This is a genomic window from Burkholderia anthinoferrum, assembly GCF_002925705.1.
GTDB lineage: Bacteria > Pseudomonadota > Gammaproteobacteria > Burkholderiales > Burkholderiaceae > Burkholderia > Burkholderia semiarida.
The window spans coordinates 91,066-105,987 of sequence record NZ_LFZP01000049.1 but is presented as its reverse complement, the minus strand read 5'-3'; the positions used below and the strand labels follow the sequence as shown (position 1 = coordinate 105,987).

Here is a 14,922-nt window from a genome sequence, read left to right as displayed (position 1 = left end):
CGATGGCGGTGAAGCGCCCATCATACGGCGATGCCGCTAGCCGAGGTGTGCGGCGAGCCGGCGGCGGATCGCCTTCGCTTCGCCGCGCAGTGCATCGGCGAACGCGTCGACGAGCAGGTTCTTCGGCCGGTGCTCGGGCACGATCAGGCTGACGCGGTACGGAAACGAACGCGTCAGCGGCCGCACGTGCAGGTCCCGGCCGACGAAATCGAGCGCCGTGAGCGGGTTGACGATCGCGGCCCCGAGCCCTTGCCGCACGAACGCGCATACCGACACGGCCGACGGCGTGTCGACCACCGAGCGCGGCGCGACGCCGAGCTGCGCGAACGCCTCGTCGATCAGGATGCGGTACGGATCGTTCAGTGACAGGCTCACGAACGGACGGTCGGCGAGATCCAGCAGGTCGATCGCGTCCTGCGCGAGCAACGGATGACCGTCGGGCAGCACGCACACCTCGTCGACTTCCAGCAGCGGCGTGAGCACGGTGCCGGCCGGCGCGACATCGTGCTCGGTCAGCCCGAGGTCGTAACGCTGCGCGGTCAACCACTCCTCCAGCACCGGCGACTCCTGCGTCGCGACCGACACGCTGACGCCCGCATGCGCGTCGTGAAAGCGCCGGCACGCACCGGGCAGGATCGCATGCGAGAACGCGGGCAGCGCGATCACCGACAATTGCCCGTCGCGAAACTCGCGCAGGCGCGCGGCCGTCGCCGCGACGCGTTCGAGCCCCACATACGCGAGCCGCACGTCGTCGAACAGCGTGAGTGCGGCCATCGTCGGGCGCAGCCGACCGTGCGCGCGCTCGAACAGCGCAAAGCCGACGACCTGCTCCATCCGCGCGAGCTCGCGGCTGATCGTCGGTTGCGACGTGTACAGCATCTCGGCCGCCCGGGTCGTGCTGCCGGTGACCATCAGCGCGCGGAAAACCTCGATATGACGGTGCGTCAGCATGATCGTATATATCAGAAATGAATCGAGTATCGATATATAGGCATTTTACTGTATAGCCGATCAGGCGCATCATCCGGCTATCCGTTCATTCGATCCGATTCATCCGCCATGTCCCTCGATTCCCGCCAGCTCGCAGCGCTCGCGCAGCAATACGGCACCCCGCTGTGGGTGTACGACGCCGACGTCATCCGCGACCGCATCGCCCAACTGCGCCAGTTCGACGTGATCCGCTATGCGCAGAAGGCGAACTCGAACGTCCATATCCTGAAGCTGATGCGCGAGGAAGGCGCGTGCGTCGACGCCGTGTCGCTCGGCGAGATCGAGCGCAGCCTCGCGGCGGGGTTCAGTCCGGCAGGCGATCCTGCGGCAGGCGAGCCGGAAGGCGTCGTGTTCACGGCCGACCTGATCGACCGCCCGACGCTCGCGGCGGTGCTCAAGCACGGCGTGACCGTGAACGCCGGTTCGCTCGACATGCTCGCGCGCGTCGGCGAGCACGCGCCCGGCCACCGCGTGTGGCTGCGCGTCAACCCGGGCTTCGGCCACGGCCACAGCAACAAGACCAACACCGGCGGCCCGCAGAGCAAGCACGGCATCTGGATCGACGACGTACCGCGCGCGATCGAGATCGTGCGCCAGTACGGGCTGAAGCTGGTCGGCATCCACATGCACATCGGTTCGGGCGTCGACTACGGCCATCTGTCGCAGGTGTGCGATGCGATGGTCGATCTCGTCACGTCGCTCGGCCACGACATCGACGCGATCTCGGCCGGCGGCGGCCTGTCGATTCCGTATCGCGACGGCGAGCCGCGCGTCGACGTCGGCCACTACTTCAGCCAGTGGGACGCCGCGCGCAAGCGCATTGAACGGCATCTCGGCCACCCGGTGCGCATCGAGATCGAACCGGGCCGCTTTCTCGTCGCCGAAGCCGGCACGCTCGTCACCGAAGTGCAGGCCGTCAACCATCGGCCGAAGCACGATTTCGTGCTGATCGACGCGGGCTTCAACGACCTGATGCGCCCGTCGATGTACGGCAGCTACCACGCGGTGTCGCTGCACGCGCACGATGGCGCGCTGCCTGCCGGCCGGCCGCTCGTCGACCTCGCGATCGCCGGGCCGCTGTGCGAATCGGGCGACGTGTTCACGCAGGATGCGGGCGGCGTGGTCACGCACCGCAAGCTCGCGCAGCCGCAGATCGGCGACCTGCTGTTCCTGCACGACGCGGGCGCGTACGGCGCGTCGATGTCGTCGAACTACAACAGCCGGCCGCTCGCGCCGGAAGTGCTCGTCGATCGCGGCACGCCGCGGCTGATCCGCCGCCGGCAGACGATCGGCGAATTGCTCTCGCTCGAAACGTTCGAGTAACCCGCGTCCGGCGTGGCGAACGCCCACGGCCAGGCTTGCCGCGACCGGCGGCCTGGCCGTTCTGCGTTGGGTCGCCGCCAGCCGCGCACCGGGTGATGTCAGCCCGAGGCCCGGCAAGCCGCGGTACCTGCGTCAACCCGCGCGCTGCACGGGCGCCATCTTCGAGAAATACTTCGCGCCCGCCACGCAGCCCACCACCACGACCGTCACGACGACCATCGACGGCGGTACCGTCTCGTGCAGCAGTCCGGCCGCGAGCAGGAAGCCGAAGAACGGCTGCAGCAGCTGCAACTGGCCGACGCCCGCGATCCCGCCGAGCGCGAGCCCGCGATACCAGAACACGAAGCCGATCAACATGCTGAACAGCGACACGTACGCGAGCCCCCACAGCGCGGCGGCATCGACGCCGTCGAACGACGCGGGCCAGGTCAGCCACGCGAGCGGCAGCATCAGCGGCAGCGACAACACGAGCGCCCACGAGATCACCTGCCAGCCGCCGAGCTCGCGCGACAGGCGCGCGCCTTCCGCATAACCGAGCCCGCACGCGACGATCGCGGCCAGCATCAGCGCATCGCCCACCACCGACGCCTGCCCGCCGTTGCGCAGCGCAAATGCGGCCACCGCGCCGCTGCCGACGATCGAGAAGATCCAGAACGGCAGCCGCGGCCGTTCGCCGCCGCGCCACACGCCGAACAGCGCGGTCGCGAGCGGCAGCAGCCCGACGAACACGATCGCATGCGCCGACGTCACGTGCTTCAGCGCAAGCGCCGTCAGCAACGGAAAACCGACCACGACACCGAGCGCGACGATGGCCAGCGACGCGGCCTCGGCACGCGACGGCCGCCGCTGCTTCAGCACGACGAGCAGCAGCAGGCCGAGCGCGCCGGCGATCGTCGCGCGGGCGAACGTGAGGAACAGCGGGTCGAGCCCTTGCACCGCGACGCGCGTCGCGGGCAGCGAGCCACTGAAGATGATGACGCCCAGCAGGCCGCTGAGCCATCCGTCGGTCGTTTTCTGCACGGTCGATCCTGATGGGAAAGGGGATGACCGATGATCCGCCGCCGGCCAAAACGGCGTAAGCTACAGCCCAATACAATTCACACAAACTGTACTGGACAACCGGCCGTACAGTTCATCGTTCGCCATGCGCCATTCCGCCCCGCTTCCCGTCCCGATTCCCGCTCCGCCCGCGCCGTCGCGCACGCGCGTGGAAACCGTCATGGACACGCTGCGCGCGCGGATCGCGAGCCGTGCGCTGATGCCCGGCGCGCGCGTGCCGTCGATCCGGATGATGGCCGACGCGCTCGGCGTGTCGAAATCGACGGTCGTCGATGCGTACGAGCGGCTCGCGAGCGAAGGCGTGCTCGTCGCCCGGCGCGGCTCGGGCTTCTACGTGTCGGGCCACGCCCCGCCGCTCGCGCTCGCGGAGCTCGGCCCGCGCCTCGATCGCGAGCTCGATCCGCTGTGGCTGTCGCGCCAGTCGCTCGAAGCGGCGCCGACGTCGGTGAAGCCCGGCTGCGGCTGGTTGCCGTCGTCGTGGCTGCCCGACGAAAGCCTGCGTCGCGCGCTGCGCGCCGTGTCGCGCGACGAATCCGACGCGCTGACCGACTATGCGACGCCGCTCGGCCTGCCCGCGCTGCGCCAGCAGCTCGCGTGGCGGCTCGCGCAGCACGGCGTCCACGCGGAACCCGCGCAGATCATGCTGACCGACGGCGGCACGCACGCGCTCGACCTCGTGTGCCGCCTGCTGCTGGAGCCCGGCGATACGGTCGTGCTCGACGATCCGTGCTACTTCAACTTCCAGGCGCTGCTGCGCGCGCACCGCGCACGGATCGTCAGCGTGCCGTTCACGCCGAACGGCCCCGATCTCGTGCGCTTCGAACAGGTGCTCGCCGAGCATCGGCCGCGCCTGTACATCACCAACGCCGCGCTGCACAACCCGACCGGCGCGACGCTCGCGCCGCCCGTCGCGCACCGGCTGCTGACGCTCGCGGCCGAGCACGGGCTGCTGATCGTCGAGGACGACATCTTCGCGGATTTCGAGAGCACGCCCGCGCCGCGCCTCGCGGCGTTCGACGGGCTGTCGCGGGTCGTGTCGATCGGCAGCTTCTCGAAGACGCTGTCGGCCGCGATCCGCTGCGGCTATGTCGCCGCGCGCCCGGAATGGATCGACGCGCTCGTCGACCTGAAGCTCGCGACGTCGTTCGGCAACGCGCAGATCGGCGCGAACGTCGTGCACCGGCTGCTGATCGACGGTACGTACCGGCGCCATCTCGACAGCCTGCGCGCGCGTCTCGCGGATGCGATGGGCGAAACGATCCGGCGTCTCGCACGGGCCGGGCTCGAAATCTGGACCGAGCCGCGCGGCGGGTTGTTCGTGTGGGCGCAATTGCCGGACGGGCTCGACGCCGCGCGCGTCGCACGTCATGCGCTGGACCACGACGTGGTGCTCGCGCCGGGCGACGTGTTCAGCGCGTCGCGCAGCGCGACGTCGTACATGCGCTTCAACGTGTCGCGCTGCAAGGGGCCGGCGGTGTTCGATGCACTGGCGCGCGCGATGGAGGCGGCGCGAGTGGTGGCGCGCGGCGACGTGCCGGCCGGCAATTGACGCAAGCCGGCGGCGCAGCGGCGGGAGACCCCGCCGCCCGCGTCACACCTCGCCCGCATGCGCCCTCGCCCGCACCTCGGCGAACGACGTATCGACGAGCAGACGGCCGGTGTCGAACACCGTCTCGAGCGCTTCGTCCCATTCGCCTTCCAGCGTGCGATCGTCCCACGCAACCGGCAGCGTCACGGTTCGATAGTCGCCGGTGCGGCGATTGCGCAGCAGCGTGAGCCGCCCCTTCTTCGAGCGCTTGCCCTGATCGGTGGCCGGGTCCTTCCGGACGTCATGCCATACGTCGCCACGCCGGATCGCCGAGCACTTCATCGCGAAGCGCTGCGTATCGCGGTTCACGCGCTGCAACAACGCGCCGCCCATGCCGAACACCACGTTGCCGGCCGCGTAGCCGGCCTCGTCGAGCGCGACGAGGATCGCCTCGAGCGACTGCTCGTCGACCCCATCGCCCTGGATCACGCGCACGCGGTTCAGCACGCGCCGCCCTTTGCCGTTCACCGTCGAGCCGAACGACGCGTCGAGCGCACGCACCGTTTGCAGCACGATCGTCACCGGGTCGCCGGAATCGGGACGCACGACGAGCGTCGCGCCCGAATCGATCACCGCCTGGCGCAGCGGGCCGCCCCACATCTCCAGCGCGGCGAACAGATCGTAGGAGTCCGACACGACCGATACGATCGCGCCCGGCAAACCGAAGCGGGCGATCATGTTGCGGTACGCATCGGCCTCGCCTTCGCGCCCCCACGACGTGATCGTGCTGTGCTCGGCCGCCGGCACCGAGTACGCGGCCATCGGCTCGCGATAGAAGCGGTTCGCGGCCAGCACGCCGAGCACCGTGTCCGAACCCATGAAGCTCACGAGGTGCGCGGCGCCGCCGATCGCGGCCGATTCCGCGCTCGACACGCCGCGCGCGCCGAAGTCGTGCAGCTTGAACGGCAGTTGCGCGAGATCGTCGTCGGTCTTGTCGAGGAAGCGGCGAATCGTCTGCCGCAGGTGCCAGCTGCGGGTCGCCACCGTCACCGGATACCAGACGCGCAACAGCATCGTCTCGAGATACGACGCGAGCCAGAACACCTGCGGATCGTCGCATTCGACCGTCATCAGCACGTTGTGCACCGGCACGATCGACCCCTCCGGCACCGCGCGGATCTTCACCGGCAGGTAGCCGTCGTGGCGTTCGACGATATGGCGCCATCCGGCTTCGTTGAACGGCTCGCCGTGCACGGTGAAGAAATCGCGCGCCTCGTCGATCATCGCGTGCGTAACGGGCTTGCACAGATACTCCTTCAGCAGCATCTGCAGGCCGAAGAACAGCGTGCGGTCGTAGCGGCCGCCGCGCGATTCGACGTACGAGAACATCGCCGATGCATCCGGCGGATATTGCAGGAAGTGGGAAGCCTTGTACGAATCCGTGTTGAGAATCGGATTGGCGAGAACCGCGGCAAAGCCGCCGGGAACGTTTTGCATGGCTAGAGCTCCTCTAGGCCGTTGAAGTGCCGCCGCGTCTGTCGCGGCGGACCGGATGCGGGGAATCAGCGCGTCACAGCTTCCCCAGGAAGTGATACGCGATGTCGAAGTGATCCTCGAACATCACGTTGCGCATCTGCGCGAATTCGTTGAGCGGGACCCAGCGCGCCTTGTCGGCGTCGTCGCTGCCCTTCACGCGCGGCAGCTCGCCGGTCGGAAAGTTGAACAGGCACGCATGCGTGATCGTGCGGCCGCGCAGCGAGCGCGTCGGGTGATCGAACACCTGGCGATCCTTGATCGAGCCGCGCAGCACCGGCTCCGGCAGCTTGAGCCCGGTTTCCTCGCGCAATTCGCGGATGCAGGCCGCATCGAGCCGTTCGTCCTGGTTCACGAAACCGCCCGGCAGCGCCCACAGGCCGCGGCCCGGTTCGCTGCGGCGGCGCACGAGCAGGATATGCCCCGAGTGCACGACCACCGCGTCGACCGTCACGAACGTGACGGGATACGGCGCGGCCGCCCACGCCTTGCGATACGCGGCGATGAATTCGGCTTCCGACTTCAGTTGCGCGAATTCCGGCTGCGTGCGGAACCGCTCGAGCCAGCCGAACACGGGTTCCGGCACGGCCCACTGCACGAAGCTGTTGGTTCGTTCGGCGAAATACTGGTCGCGGATTTCGGTCGCGGAAATGTCTTCCGTCGCGTCGACGTCGACGAGCTCCCATTGCGGGAACATCCGCAGGTAGTACGACGTGGCGTCCTTCTCGTGGCCGATCAGCCCGACCTTGCGCTGCGCGACGTCGCCGAGCGCGGAGGCAACCGCGTCCTGCACCCAGCGCACCCAGTCGCCGTCGTTGTAGGTCGAATCCTGCAGCGGCGCGATCGTCACGCGATCGCGCTCGGACGCGTCGAGCAGCGAAGCCAGCATCTGCCGGCGCTCGTCGAACGAGAACGGATCCTTGATGGTGCGGGGCTTGTCGGTCGACCCGATCAGCACGCACACGCGCTCGGCCCGGCTCAGTGCCGACTTCAGCACGTTCAGGTGACCACGATGCGGAGGCTGGAAACGACCAATGAAAACGAGCGCGTCGAAGCGCCGGTTCTGTTGCGTACTCATGAGGCTCCCTCAAGAGATTGAAACGCTCCGGGTCTGTCCCGAAGGGTTGAAGTGAATCCTAGGGGAAATCCCGGGGTACGTCAATCGAGCAGGGTCGAGCTCGCACTCGACTTGACGAAGTCTGACGAAACACCGTTTATTGGCGCGTTACACTCGATTTCATCCCAATCCGCAACCTGGCGCCCGCCCTCATGAGGATCTCAGTCAGCCGGACCGTCGACGTCGATCGCAGGCGCCTCTTCACGTGGTCGCAGGACTACGGCCGGCGGCTCGTGTGGGACAACTTCCTCATCGATGCGTATTTGCCCGACGGAACGACCGCCGACGTCGGCGTCGACGCGTTCTGCCGCAGCCGGTCGGGCGCGACGATGGTGTCGCGCTACATCTCGTACCGTCCGCCGCAGGTCGCCGCCGTCGAAATGGTCGAAGGACCGAAGGTGCTCGAACGCTTCAGCGGCAGCTGGAACTTCACCGAGCACACGCCCGGGTCGACCGAGGTGAAGTTCACGTACCACTTCCGGGCGCAGCCGTCGTGGCTGCGCTGGCTGCTGGAGCCGCTGATCGGCGCGTTCTATCTCGTGCAGACGCGCCGGCGTCTCGATTCGTTCAAGCGCTGGGCCGAAGCCGAAGCGCTGCCGCGCTGATCGGCGCACCCCCGCGCGCCACCTGCTGCCGAACCTGCGCATGCGTGCCGAGCGCCGTGGCGATCGCATCGACGGCATCGGCCGCGCGCGCCGCGCCGCACATGAACGCGTCGACGGCCGCGAAACGATGCTCGGGCCACGTATGGATCGTGATGTGCGACTCCGCCAGCAGCACGACGCCCGTCACGCCATGCTCGCCGCCGAAATGGTGGAAGTGCGCGCCGATCACGCGCGCGCCGGCCCGTTGCGCCGCGTCGGTGAGGATCGCCTCGAGCCGCGCGGCGTCGCGCAGCAGCGCCGCGTCGATGCCGGCCAGGTCGGCCAGCACGTGCGAGCCGAGCACCGCGCAGGGCGGCGCGATCCCGTCGCGCGCGGTCATTTGTGCGACCCGTACGACGAGTAGCCGCTGCGCGCGGAGGAACTGCCCCACCCGCCACCGCCCGAACCGCCGCCGCCGATCGACGCGCAACTGAACAGCGTGACGACGATCAGGCCGTAGATGCCGTAAAGGATGTACCGGATCACGCGTTGCCCCCGTCCGACGCAAAACGCGCCCACAGCCATTCCGGCAGCCACAGCACCAGCAGGCCGACCAGCACGTAGACGGCGCGTCCGGTGAACGAGAACAGCGAACCCAGGTTGAAGATCACGAGCAACGCGCTGAACATGAACGGCAGCGGCGCGAAACTGTGCGGCCCCTTCCTGCCGAACAGGCCCGTCGATTCGGTGGCGCCCGCGGCAGCCGCGGCGGCTGTCGCAAGCGCCGGCGTGCCGAAACGCTCGGCAAGCGCGCTGCCCGACAGCGGCCGGGCACGCGACCAGACGATCTCCGCGTCACTGCGCTCGCGCGTCAGCTTGTCCTTCTGCCAGCCATAGTCGACGATCGACGTGCGGTCGCCCGCCTGCACGCGCCAGTTGAATGCCCCGACCGCGTAGACGACCTCCGATTCGTATTCCTCGCGCAAACGGTAGGTCTTGCCGCCATCGGTCACGCTGGATTCGCCGCCGATCGTCGGCCAATGGTCGAGCACCTGCACGCGCTCCCAGCGCCCTTCGCTTTGCACCAGCCACAGGAAGCCGCGCTTCGGGTTCAGCAACAGGTATTCGTCCCATGTCTCGGCGTCGCCCGGCACCCGGCAGCGCATCATGCCGATCACCGTGTACTTCACGCCGTCGAACGTGCCGATCGCGCCGAGTTCGAGCGCGCCCTTCACCGATTCGAGCTTGCGCTGCGCCGCGAACACGGTCTGCTGCTCGGCCGTGCACTGCACACCCGCATGGCAGTTGCCGCACACGACGTAGTCGGCCACGTTCGGCGCATAGGACAGTGGCGCACCGCAGCTCGGGCACGCGAACGGCACCATCTCCGCGCCGCGTTTCTCGCGCGTATCGTTTTCGGTATCGCGCAAGCCCGTGAACGCGAGCGCATCGAATTCCAGCGCCTCGCCCGAATAGACGGCCGGGATGCCGCCGTTCGACTCGGCGTCGGAATAGTCGTAGGTCGCGAATGCATTGCCGGTGCGCAGGTCGACGACGCGCGCTTCCCACCCGGCATCGACGCGGAACGGCAGCTCGCCGTCGCCGCCCGTGCAGCTTGCGGTACGCACGTCGGACACCAGATACGCGCGGCCGCCGTGGTCGATCCGCATGCCCGGTTCGAGCGTGCCGAATGCGGGCCACGCTCGGCCTGCCGCATCGTCGGGTTCGCGCACCGTGATCGCGTACTGGCCCGACGCATCCGACAGCCATCCGAACGCGCCGTCGTCGAACACGACGTACCATTCGCTCCACGCACCGGCGTCGTAGGTCATCTGGAGGCGGCCGAGCACCGTGAACACGCGGTTACCGTAGCGCCCTGCCGTGCCGATCTGGATCGGCGATGCATCGTCGAGCACCGTGGCCAGTTCGCCGATGCGCTCGACGTCGGCGCCGCGCTTGAGCAGCGTGCTGCGGCAGAACGCGCAGACGGCCATCACCGCCGCGGCCGAGCGAAACTCGACCGGCGCGCCGCATTGGGGGCACGAGGTACGGAACATGCGCGACGCTTACCGCGTGAGCTTCGCGAGGATCTCGGCCTTCGCGCGCGAATATTCGTCTTCGGTCACGAGGCCCTTGTCGAGCAGCGCCTTCAACTGCTCGAGCCGCTGCACGTAATCGGTGCCGTCGGCCGCTGCCGCGGCGATCGGCGCCGCAACGGGCGCGGGCGGCGCAGCCTGCGCCGGTTGCGCGGCGCCCGCGATCTGGCCGGCCATCGCCTGGCCGATCGCCGCACCGGCGGCCAGCCCCGCGCCGACCCCGGCGATGCCGCCCGGGTTTTGCGCGGCGAGCGGAATCGCCTGCGCGGTCTGGTATTGCGTGGCGCGCGCGAGATCGCCGGCCATCCCCGCTCCGATCCGCAGATCGAGGGCCTTTTGCAGCTCGGCCGGCAGCGACACGCTCTCGACCGCGAACGCGTCGAGCGCGAGCCCGTAGCGCGTGAACACCGGCACCAGCGCGTCGGCGACACGCTGCGACAGCAGCGACTGGTTCGCGGCCATGTCGACGAACGGCACGTCGGCCGAGCCGAACGTCGTGCTCATCGCGGTGACGACCAGGTTGCGCAGTTGCTGCTCGAGATCGTCGACCGTATAGGCCGCGCGCGTGCCGCTGACCTCGCGATGGAACGCGGCCGCATCGACGATCCGGTACGAGTAGATGCCGAACGCGCGCAGTTGCACGAAGCCGAATTCGCGATCGCGGATCGTTACCGGCTGCGCGGTGCCCCACCGCCGGCCGAGCTGCAACCGCGTGCTGAAGAAGTAGACGTCCGACTTGAAAGGCGACTGAAAGAATTTGTCCCAGTTCTTCAGGTTCGTGAGCACCGGCAGCGTGCGCGTTTCCAGCGTATAGAGCCCCGGCTGGAACACGTCGGCAACCTTGCCCTCGTTGACGAAGATCGCGACCTGCGTTTCGCGCACGGTCAGCTTGCCGCCGTACTGGATTTCCTGGTCTTCCATCGGATAGCGCCAGGCCAGCACGCCGTCGGTGTCTTCCGTCCATTGCAGGACGTCGATGAACTGCTTGCGGATGAATGAACCCAGACTCATGTCGGTCTCCTCGAAGCGCGTGGCGCGTCAGGTCAGGCAGGCGGCATTGATGATGCCGACGACGAGCGACGCGGTGCCCATCAGGCCGCCCATCGCGACGTTGCGATCCTCGATCGCATGATTCATGCCGGGCATCACGCGCGTCAGCACCGCATAGGTGATCAGTTGCACGATCATCGCGCCGACGGCCCAGATCACGACTTCGCCGAGCGTGGAATTGTGCGCGATGCTGGACGCGAGCGTCAGGCAGAAACCGATCAGCGCGCCGCCGAACGACAGCGTCGCGGCCGCGTTGCCGTCGCGGATCAGCGCGAGTTCGTCGAACGGGGTGACCTTCAGGTACACTGCCGCGAACACAAGAAGCAGCACGAACGCCGACAGTAAATGAACCGCATAAAGATAGGCACTATTCATTCTTTTCCTCGGATTTTGTGCTCGGTTCGCCGCCCCGTCGCCGGTCGGCCCGCGCGGGGCCGCCAGACGAAAATCCGCGCCAGTATATCCACATTGCCGAACACTGCACAACGGATGCGCGATGCTGCATAAGCGTGCGCTCGTCCTGTCGATCCTCGTGCTCGCGTCGTGCGGGCTCGGCTACGAACTGATCAGCAGCGCGCTGTCGAGCTACCTGCTCGGCGATTCGATCCTGCAGTTCTCGTCGGTGATCGGCTGCTACCTGTTCGCGATGGGGATCGGCTCGTGGCTCGCGAAGTTCGTCGAGGACGACGACGTGCTCGACCGCTTCGTCGACATCGAGCTGCTCGTCGGCCTGCTCGGCGGCGTATCGGCCGCGCTGCTGTTCGTCGTGTTCGCCTGGCTCGCCGCACCGTTTCGCGCGGCGCTTTACGCACTGGTGCTCGCGCTCGGCCTGCTGATCGGGATGGAAATTCCGCTCGTGATGCGCGCGTTCCAGCAGCGGCGCCAGGCGTTCCGCCATACCGTCAGCGAGGTGCTGACCTTCGACTATCTCGGCTCGCTCGCCGTGTCGCTGATCTTCCCGCTCGTGCTCGCGCCGCGTCTCGGCCTGCTGCGTACGAGCTTCCTGTTCGGGCTCCTGAACGCATTCGTCGCACTGTGGACGACCCACCTGTTCCGCGACGAAATCCGCAACGTGCGCGGCAAGCTGATGCGCGCGTCGCTCGTGATCGGGCTGCTGATCGCCGGGTTCGCGCTGTCGGAGCGCATCACGCACTGGGCCGAGCGCGGCGTATACGGCGACGAGACGATCTATTCGGAAACGACGCCGTACCAGCGCATCGTGCTCACGCAGTGGCACGACGACATGCGGCTGTACCTGAACGGCAACCTGCAATTCTCGTCGCGCGACGAGCACCGCTATCACGAAGCGCTGATCCATCCGGCCATCGAGGCGCTGCCGTGGGCCAAGCGCGTGCTCGTGCTGGGCGGCGGCGACGGCCTCGCGGTGCGCGAACTGCTCAAGCACCGCAATCTCGAACGCATCACGCTCGTCGATCTCGATCCCGCGATGACGAAGCTGTTCTCGACGTCCGCGCCGCTCGTCAAGCTGAACCAGGGCGCGCTGAAGGATCCGCGCGTGCAGGTGATCAACGACGACGCGGTGCGCTGGCTCGAAGCGAATGCCGACGTGTACGACGCGATCGTCGTCGACTTCCCCGATCCGACCAACTTCGGGCTCGGCCGCCTGTATTCGGTGCCCGTATTCCGGCTGCTCGCGCGGCACCTGTCGGAGAACGGCTACACGGTGATCCAGTCGACGTCGCCGTATTTCGCGCCGCATGCGTACTGGACCATCATCGCGACGCTGCGCGAAGCCGGGTTCAACACGTGGCCGTACCACTGCTACGTGCCGTCGTTCGGCGACTGGGGCTTCGTGATCGCCGGCAAGCGCCGCGATTTCACGGTGCCGACGCACTACTCGGTGCCGACGCGCTGGCTCGATCCGCAAACGGCCGCCGAGATGTTCCACTTTCCGGCCGACATGCCGGCGCTGCCGATGTCGCCGAACGAACTCAACGACCAGCCGCTCGTGCGCCGCTTCGACGACGACTGGAAGCACGTACTGCGCTGATGGACCGTCGCACGTTCCTCGTCGCGTCGGCGGCCGCGTCGCTCGCCGCCTGCGGCCGCACCGGCTGGATCGAGACGACGCCGCGCATCGACTACCCCGGCATGCGCGAAGGCCATGCGCTGCGCGACCATGCCACGCTGCCGCCGCCGTCCGGCACGATCGAGACGGACGTCGCGATTCTCGGCGCCGGCGCGGCCGGGCTGTCGTGCGCATGGCAGCTCGCGCGCGCCGGTCATACGCGCTTCACGGTCCTCGCCGGCCCCGAATTCGGCGGCAACGCGGCCGGTGGCCGCTTCGGCGAGCTCGGCTATCCGAAGGGCGCGCACTACCTGCCGCTGCCGTCGCTCGAATCCGTGCATCTGCGCGACATGCTCGCCGATCTCGGCGTGATCGAATCCGCGCCGTTCTCCGCGCGCCCCGTGTACGACGAGCGTGCCCTCGTCCACGCACCGGACGAACGGCTGTTCATCGGCGGGCAGTGGCAGGACGGCATCGTGCCGACCGCCGGCCTCGACGCCGACGCACTCGCGCAGCAGGCGCGCTTCTTCGCGTACACCGACGGGCTGCGCACCGCGCGCGGCACCGACGGCCGCAAGGTGTTCTGCATCCCGATCGCGGAATCGTCGCGCGACCCGCGCTGGCGCGCACTCGACCGGCGCTCGTTTCGCCAGTGGCTGCGCGACGAGGGCTACACCGCGAAGGCGCTGCACTGGTATCTGGACTATTGCTGCCGCGACGACTACGGCGCCGGTTACGAGCACGTCTCCGCATGGGCCGGGCTGCACTATTTCTCGTCGCGCGGCGGCCATGCGGGCGACGCGGGCGACGGCGCGGTGCTGACCTGGCCCGACGGGCTGCACACGATGGTGACGAAGCTGGGCGATTCGATCGCCGCACGCACCGGCTCGAACGCATGGTCGCGGGACGGCTTCGCGGTGCGCGCGACCGAACGTGCGGGCGGCGTCGACGTGCTGTGCGCCCGCGTCGGCCACGACGGCGCGCTGTCGACGTTCATGCTGAAGGCGCGCCGGGTCGTTTCCGCGACGCCGCTGTTCGTCGCGGCGCGCGTGTTTCCGCAGATGCCCGCATACGGCTTCGATCCCGCGCGCGATCTGCCGCCGCGCGCGCCGTGGCTCGTGTCCAATTTCCTGCTCGACGGCATGCCGGCCGAGGAAGCCGGCGTACCGCTCGCGTGGGACAACGTCGTCTACGACAGCGCGGGGCTCGGCTATGTCGTGTCGACGCACCAGTTGATCCGGATGTCGCCGCCGACGCGCTCCGTCTTCTCCGCCTATCAGGCATTGAGCACGCAAACGCCGGACGATACGCGCCGCTGGCTCGCGCAGGCGAAGCCCGACGCGTTGCGCGAGCAGGCGGCAATCGACCTGCAGGCCGTGTACGGACGCGAGCTGTGGAAGCATGCGACCGCACTCGAGATCACCGTGCGCGGCCATGCGATGGCGACACCCGACGTCGGCTTCCTGAGCCGACCGGGGCTGCTCGCGCTGCGCGAGGCCGACGGCCCCGTCGTGTTCGCGCATGCCGACCTGTCCGGGCTGTCGCTGTTCGAGGAAGCGTCGTACTGGGGCATGCTGGCGGCCCGGCGCGTGCTGGCCTGACAACCGCCGTTC

At 68.4% G+C, this 14,922-nt stretch carries 14 protein-coding genes; 5 read left to right on the top strand and 9 right to left on the bottom strand.

Features of this window, described 5'->3' with window-relative positions:
* Positions 1 to 36: 36 nt before the first annotated feature.
* Positions 37 to 951: a LysR family transcriptional regulator gene (locus C5F75_RS19430; RefSeq protein ID WP_059639790.1), complete on the bottom strand. Its 915-nt coding sequence runs from the start codon at positions 949 to 951 to the stop codon at positions 37 to 39.
* A 108-nt stretch (positions 952 to 1,059) separates the two neighbouring features.
* Here C5F75_RS19430 and lysA point away from each other — a divergent pair, with 108 nt between their 5' ends.
* Entirely contained in the window at positions 1,060 to 2,313 is a 1,254-nt protein-coding gene (gene lysA, locus C5F75_RS19425) for a diaminopimelate decarboxylase (protein ID WP_104012623.1), read from the top strand.
* A gap of 132 nt (positions 2,314 to 2,445) precedes the next feature.
* Here the strand turns inward: lysA and C5F75_RS19420 are convergent, their stop codons facing one another.
* Positions 2,446 to 3,333, bottom strand: a complete 888-nt coding sequence (locus C5F75_RS19420; protein ID WP_104012622.1) for a DMT family transporter — start codon at positions 3,331 to 3,333, stop codon at positions 2,446 to 2,448.
* A gap of 124 nt (positions 3,334 to 3,457) precedes the next feature.
* Between C5F75_RS19420 and C5F75_RS19415 the strand changes: the two genes are divergently transcribed.
* On the top strand, positions 3,458 to 4,921 hold the full coding sequence (locus C5F75_RS19415) for an aminotransferase-like domain-containing protein (protein ID WP_060310629.1): 1,464 nt from the start codon (positions 3,458 to 3,460) through the stop codon (positions 4,919 to 4,921).
* Between the two features lie 42 nt (positions 4,922 to 4,963).
* Here C5F75_RS19415 and C5F75_RS19410 read toward each other — a convergent pair whose 3' ends face one another.
* Together C5F75_RS19410 and C5F75_RS19405 are read right to left on the bottom strand one after the other, a co-directional pair.
* The gene (locus tag C5F75_RS19410) at positions 4,964 to 6,397 is read right to left on the bottom strand and encodes a nicotinate phosphoribosyltransferase (RefSeq protein ID WP_104012621.1); all 1,434 of its coding nucleotides are present in this window, start codon (positions 6,395 to 6,397) and stop codon (positions 4,964 to 4,966) included.
* A gap of 73 nt (positions 6,398 to 6,470) precedes the next feature.
* Positions 6,471 to 7,511, bottom strand: a complete 1,041-nt coding sequence (locus C5F75_RS19405) for a bifunctional nicotinamide-nucleotide adenylyltransferase/Nudix hydroxylase (protein WP_027789549.1) — start codon at positions 7,509 to 7,511, stop codon at positions 6,471 to 6,473.
* 191 nt (positions 7,512 to 7,702) lie between these two features.
* On the opposite strand from C5F75_RS19405, the gene C5F75_RS19400 reads away from it, so the two are divergent.
* Positions 7,703 to 8,155: an SRPBCC family protein gene (locus tag C5F75_RS19400; RefSeq protein WP_059584660.1), complete on the top strand. Its 453-nt coding sequence runs from the start codon at positions 7,703 to 7,705 to the stop codon at positions 8,153 to 8,155.
* On the opposite strand, the gene speD is transcribed toward C5F75_RS19400, so the two are convergent.
* The 5 genes from speD to C5F75_RS19380 are packed head-to-tail and all read right to left on the bottom strand — an operon-like array spanning position 8,118 to position 11,655.
* Positions 8,118 to 8,534, bottom strand: coding sequence for an adenosylmethionine decarboxylase (speD, locus tag C5F75_RS19395; RefSeq protein WP_104012620.1), 417 nt, complete (start codon positions 8,532 to 8,534; stop codon positions 8,118 to 8,120). The two genes, C5F75_RS19400 and speD, sit on opposite strands and share 38 nt — an antisense overlap.
* Complete coding sequence (locus tag C5F75_RS36830) at positions 8,531 to 8,680, bottom strand: hypothetical protein (RefSeq protein WP_155634559.1); 150 nt, start codon at positions 8,678 to 8,680, stop codon at positions 8,531 to 8,533. The genes speD and C5F75_RS36830 overlap by 4 nt, the downstream gene beginning before the upstream one ends.
* On the bottom strand, positions 8,677 to 10,191 hold the full coding sequence (locus C5F75_RS19390) for a DUF4178 domain-containing protein (protein WP_104012619.1): 1,515 nt from the start codon (positions 10,189 to 10,191) through the stop codon (positions 8,677 to 8,679). The genes C5F75_RS36830 and C5F75_RS19390 overlap by 4 nt, the downstream gene beginning before the upstream one ends.
* 9 nt (positions 10,192 to 10,200) lie before the next feature.
* Positions 10,201 to 11,241 carry an SPFH domain-containing protein gene (locus C5F75_RS19385; protein WP_060310622.1) on the bottom strand — a complete coding sequence of 347 codons (1,041 nt, stop codon included), beginning with the start codon at positions 11,239 to 11,241 and terminating at the stop codon, positions 10,201 to 10,203.
* A 27-nt stretch (positions 11,242 to 11,268) separates the two neighbouring features.
* Positions 11,269 to 11,655 carry a DUF350 domain-containing protein gene (locus C5F75_RS19380; RefSeq protein ID WP_006480820.1) on the bottom strand — a complete coding sequence of 129 codons (387 nt, stop codon included), beginning with the start codon at positions 11,653 to 11,655 and terminating at the stop codon, positions 11,269 to 11,271.
* A 121-nt stretch (positions 11,656 to 11,776) separates the two neighbouring features.
* Here C5F75_RS19380 and C5F75_RS19375 point away from each other — a divergent pair, with 121 nt between their 5' ends.
* Together C5F75_RS19375 and C5F75_RS19370 are read left to right on the top strand one after the other, a co-directional pair.
* Positions 11,777 to 13,291 carry a polyamine aminopropyltransferase gene (locus C5F75_RS19375; protein WP_104012618.1) on the top strand — a complete coding sequence of 505 codons (1,515 nt, stop codon included), beginning with the start codon at positions 11,777 to 11,779 and terminating at the stop codon, positions 13,289 to 13,291.
* Positions 13,291 to 14,910, top strand: a complete 1,620-nt coding sequence (locus C5F75_RS19370) for an FAD-dependent oxidoreductase (protein ID WP_104012617.1) — start codon at positions 13,291 to 13,293, stop codon at positions 14,908 to 14,910. Before C5F75_RS19375 ends, C5F75_RS19370 begins: the two co-directional genes overlap by 1 nt.
* Positions 14,911 to 14,922: the final 12 nt, after the last annotated feature.

Bases quoted from the DNA above. Each gene is read 5' to 3' on its own strand.
- speD (WP_104012620.1), bottom strand. From the start codon at position 8,534: ATGACCGCGCGCGACGGGATCGCGCCGCCCTGCGCGGTGCTCGGCTCG.
- C5F75_RS19410 (WP_104012621.1), bottom strand. From the start codon at position 6,397: ATGCAAAACGTTCCCGGCGGCTTTGCCGCGGTTCTCGCCAATCCGATT.
- C5F75_RS19405 (WP_027789549.1), bottom strand. From the start codon at position 7,511: ATGAGTACGCAACAGAACCGGCGCTTCGACGCGCTCGTTTTCATTGGT.
- C5F75_RS19370 (WP_104012617.1), top strand. From the start codon at position 13,291: ATGGACCGTCGCACGTTCCTCGTCGCGTCGGCGGCCGCGTCGCTCGCC.
- C5F75_RS19385 (WP_060310622.1), bottom strand. From the start codon at position 11,241: ATGAGTCTGGGTTCATTCATCCGCAAGCAGTTCATCGACGTCCTGCAA.
- C5F75_RS19400 (WP_059584660.1), top strand. From the start codon at position 7,703: ATGAGGATCTCAGTCAGCCGGACCGTCGACGTCGATCGCAGGCGCCTC.
- C5F75_RS19430 (WP_059639790.1), bottom strand. From the start codon at position 951: ATGCTGACGCACCGTCATATCGAGGTTTTCCGCGCGCTGATGGTCACC.
- C5F75_RS19380 (WP_006480820.1), bottom strand. From the start codon at position 11,655: ATGAATAGTGCCTATCTTTATGCGGTTCATTTACTGTCGGCGTTCGTG.
- C5F75_RS19375 (WP_104012618.1), top strand. From the start codon at position 11,777: ATGCTGCATAAGCGTGCGCTCGTCCTGTCGATCCTCGTGCTCGCGTCG.
- lysA (WP_104012623.1), top strand. From the start codon at position 1,060: ATGTCCCTCGATTCCCGCCAGCTCGCAGCGCTCGCGCAGCAATACGGC.
- C5F75_RS19415 (WP_060310629.1), top strand. From the start codon at position 3,458: ATGCGCCATTCCGCCCCGCTTCCCGTCCCGATTCCCGCTCCGCCCGCG.
- C5F75_RS19390 (WP_104012619.1), bottom strand. From the start codon at position 10,191: ATGTTCCGTACCTCGTGCCCCCAATGCGGCGCGCCGGTCGAGTTTCGC.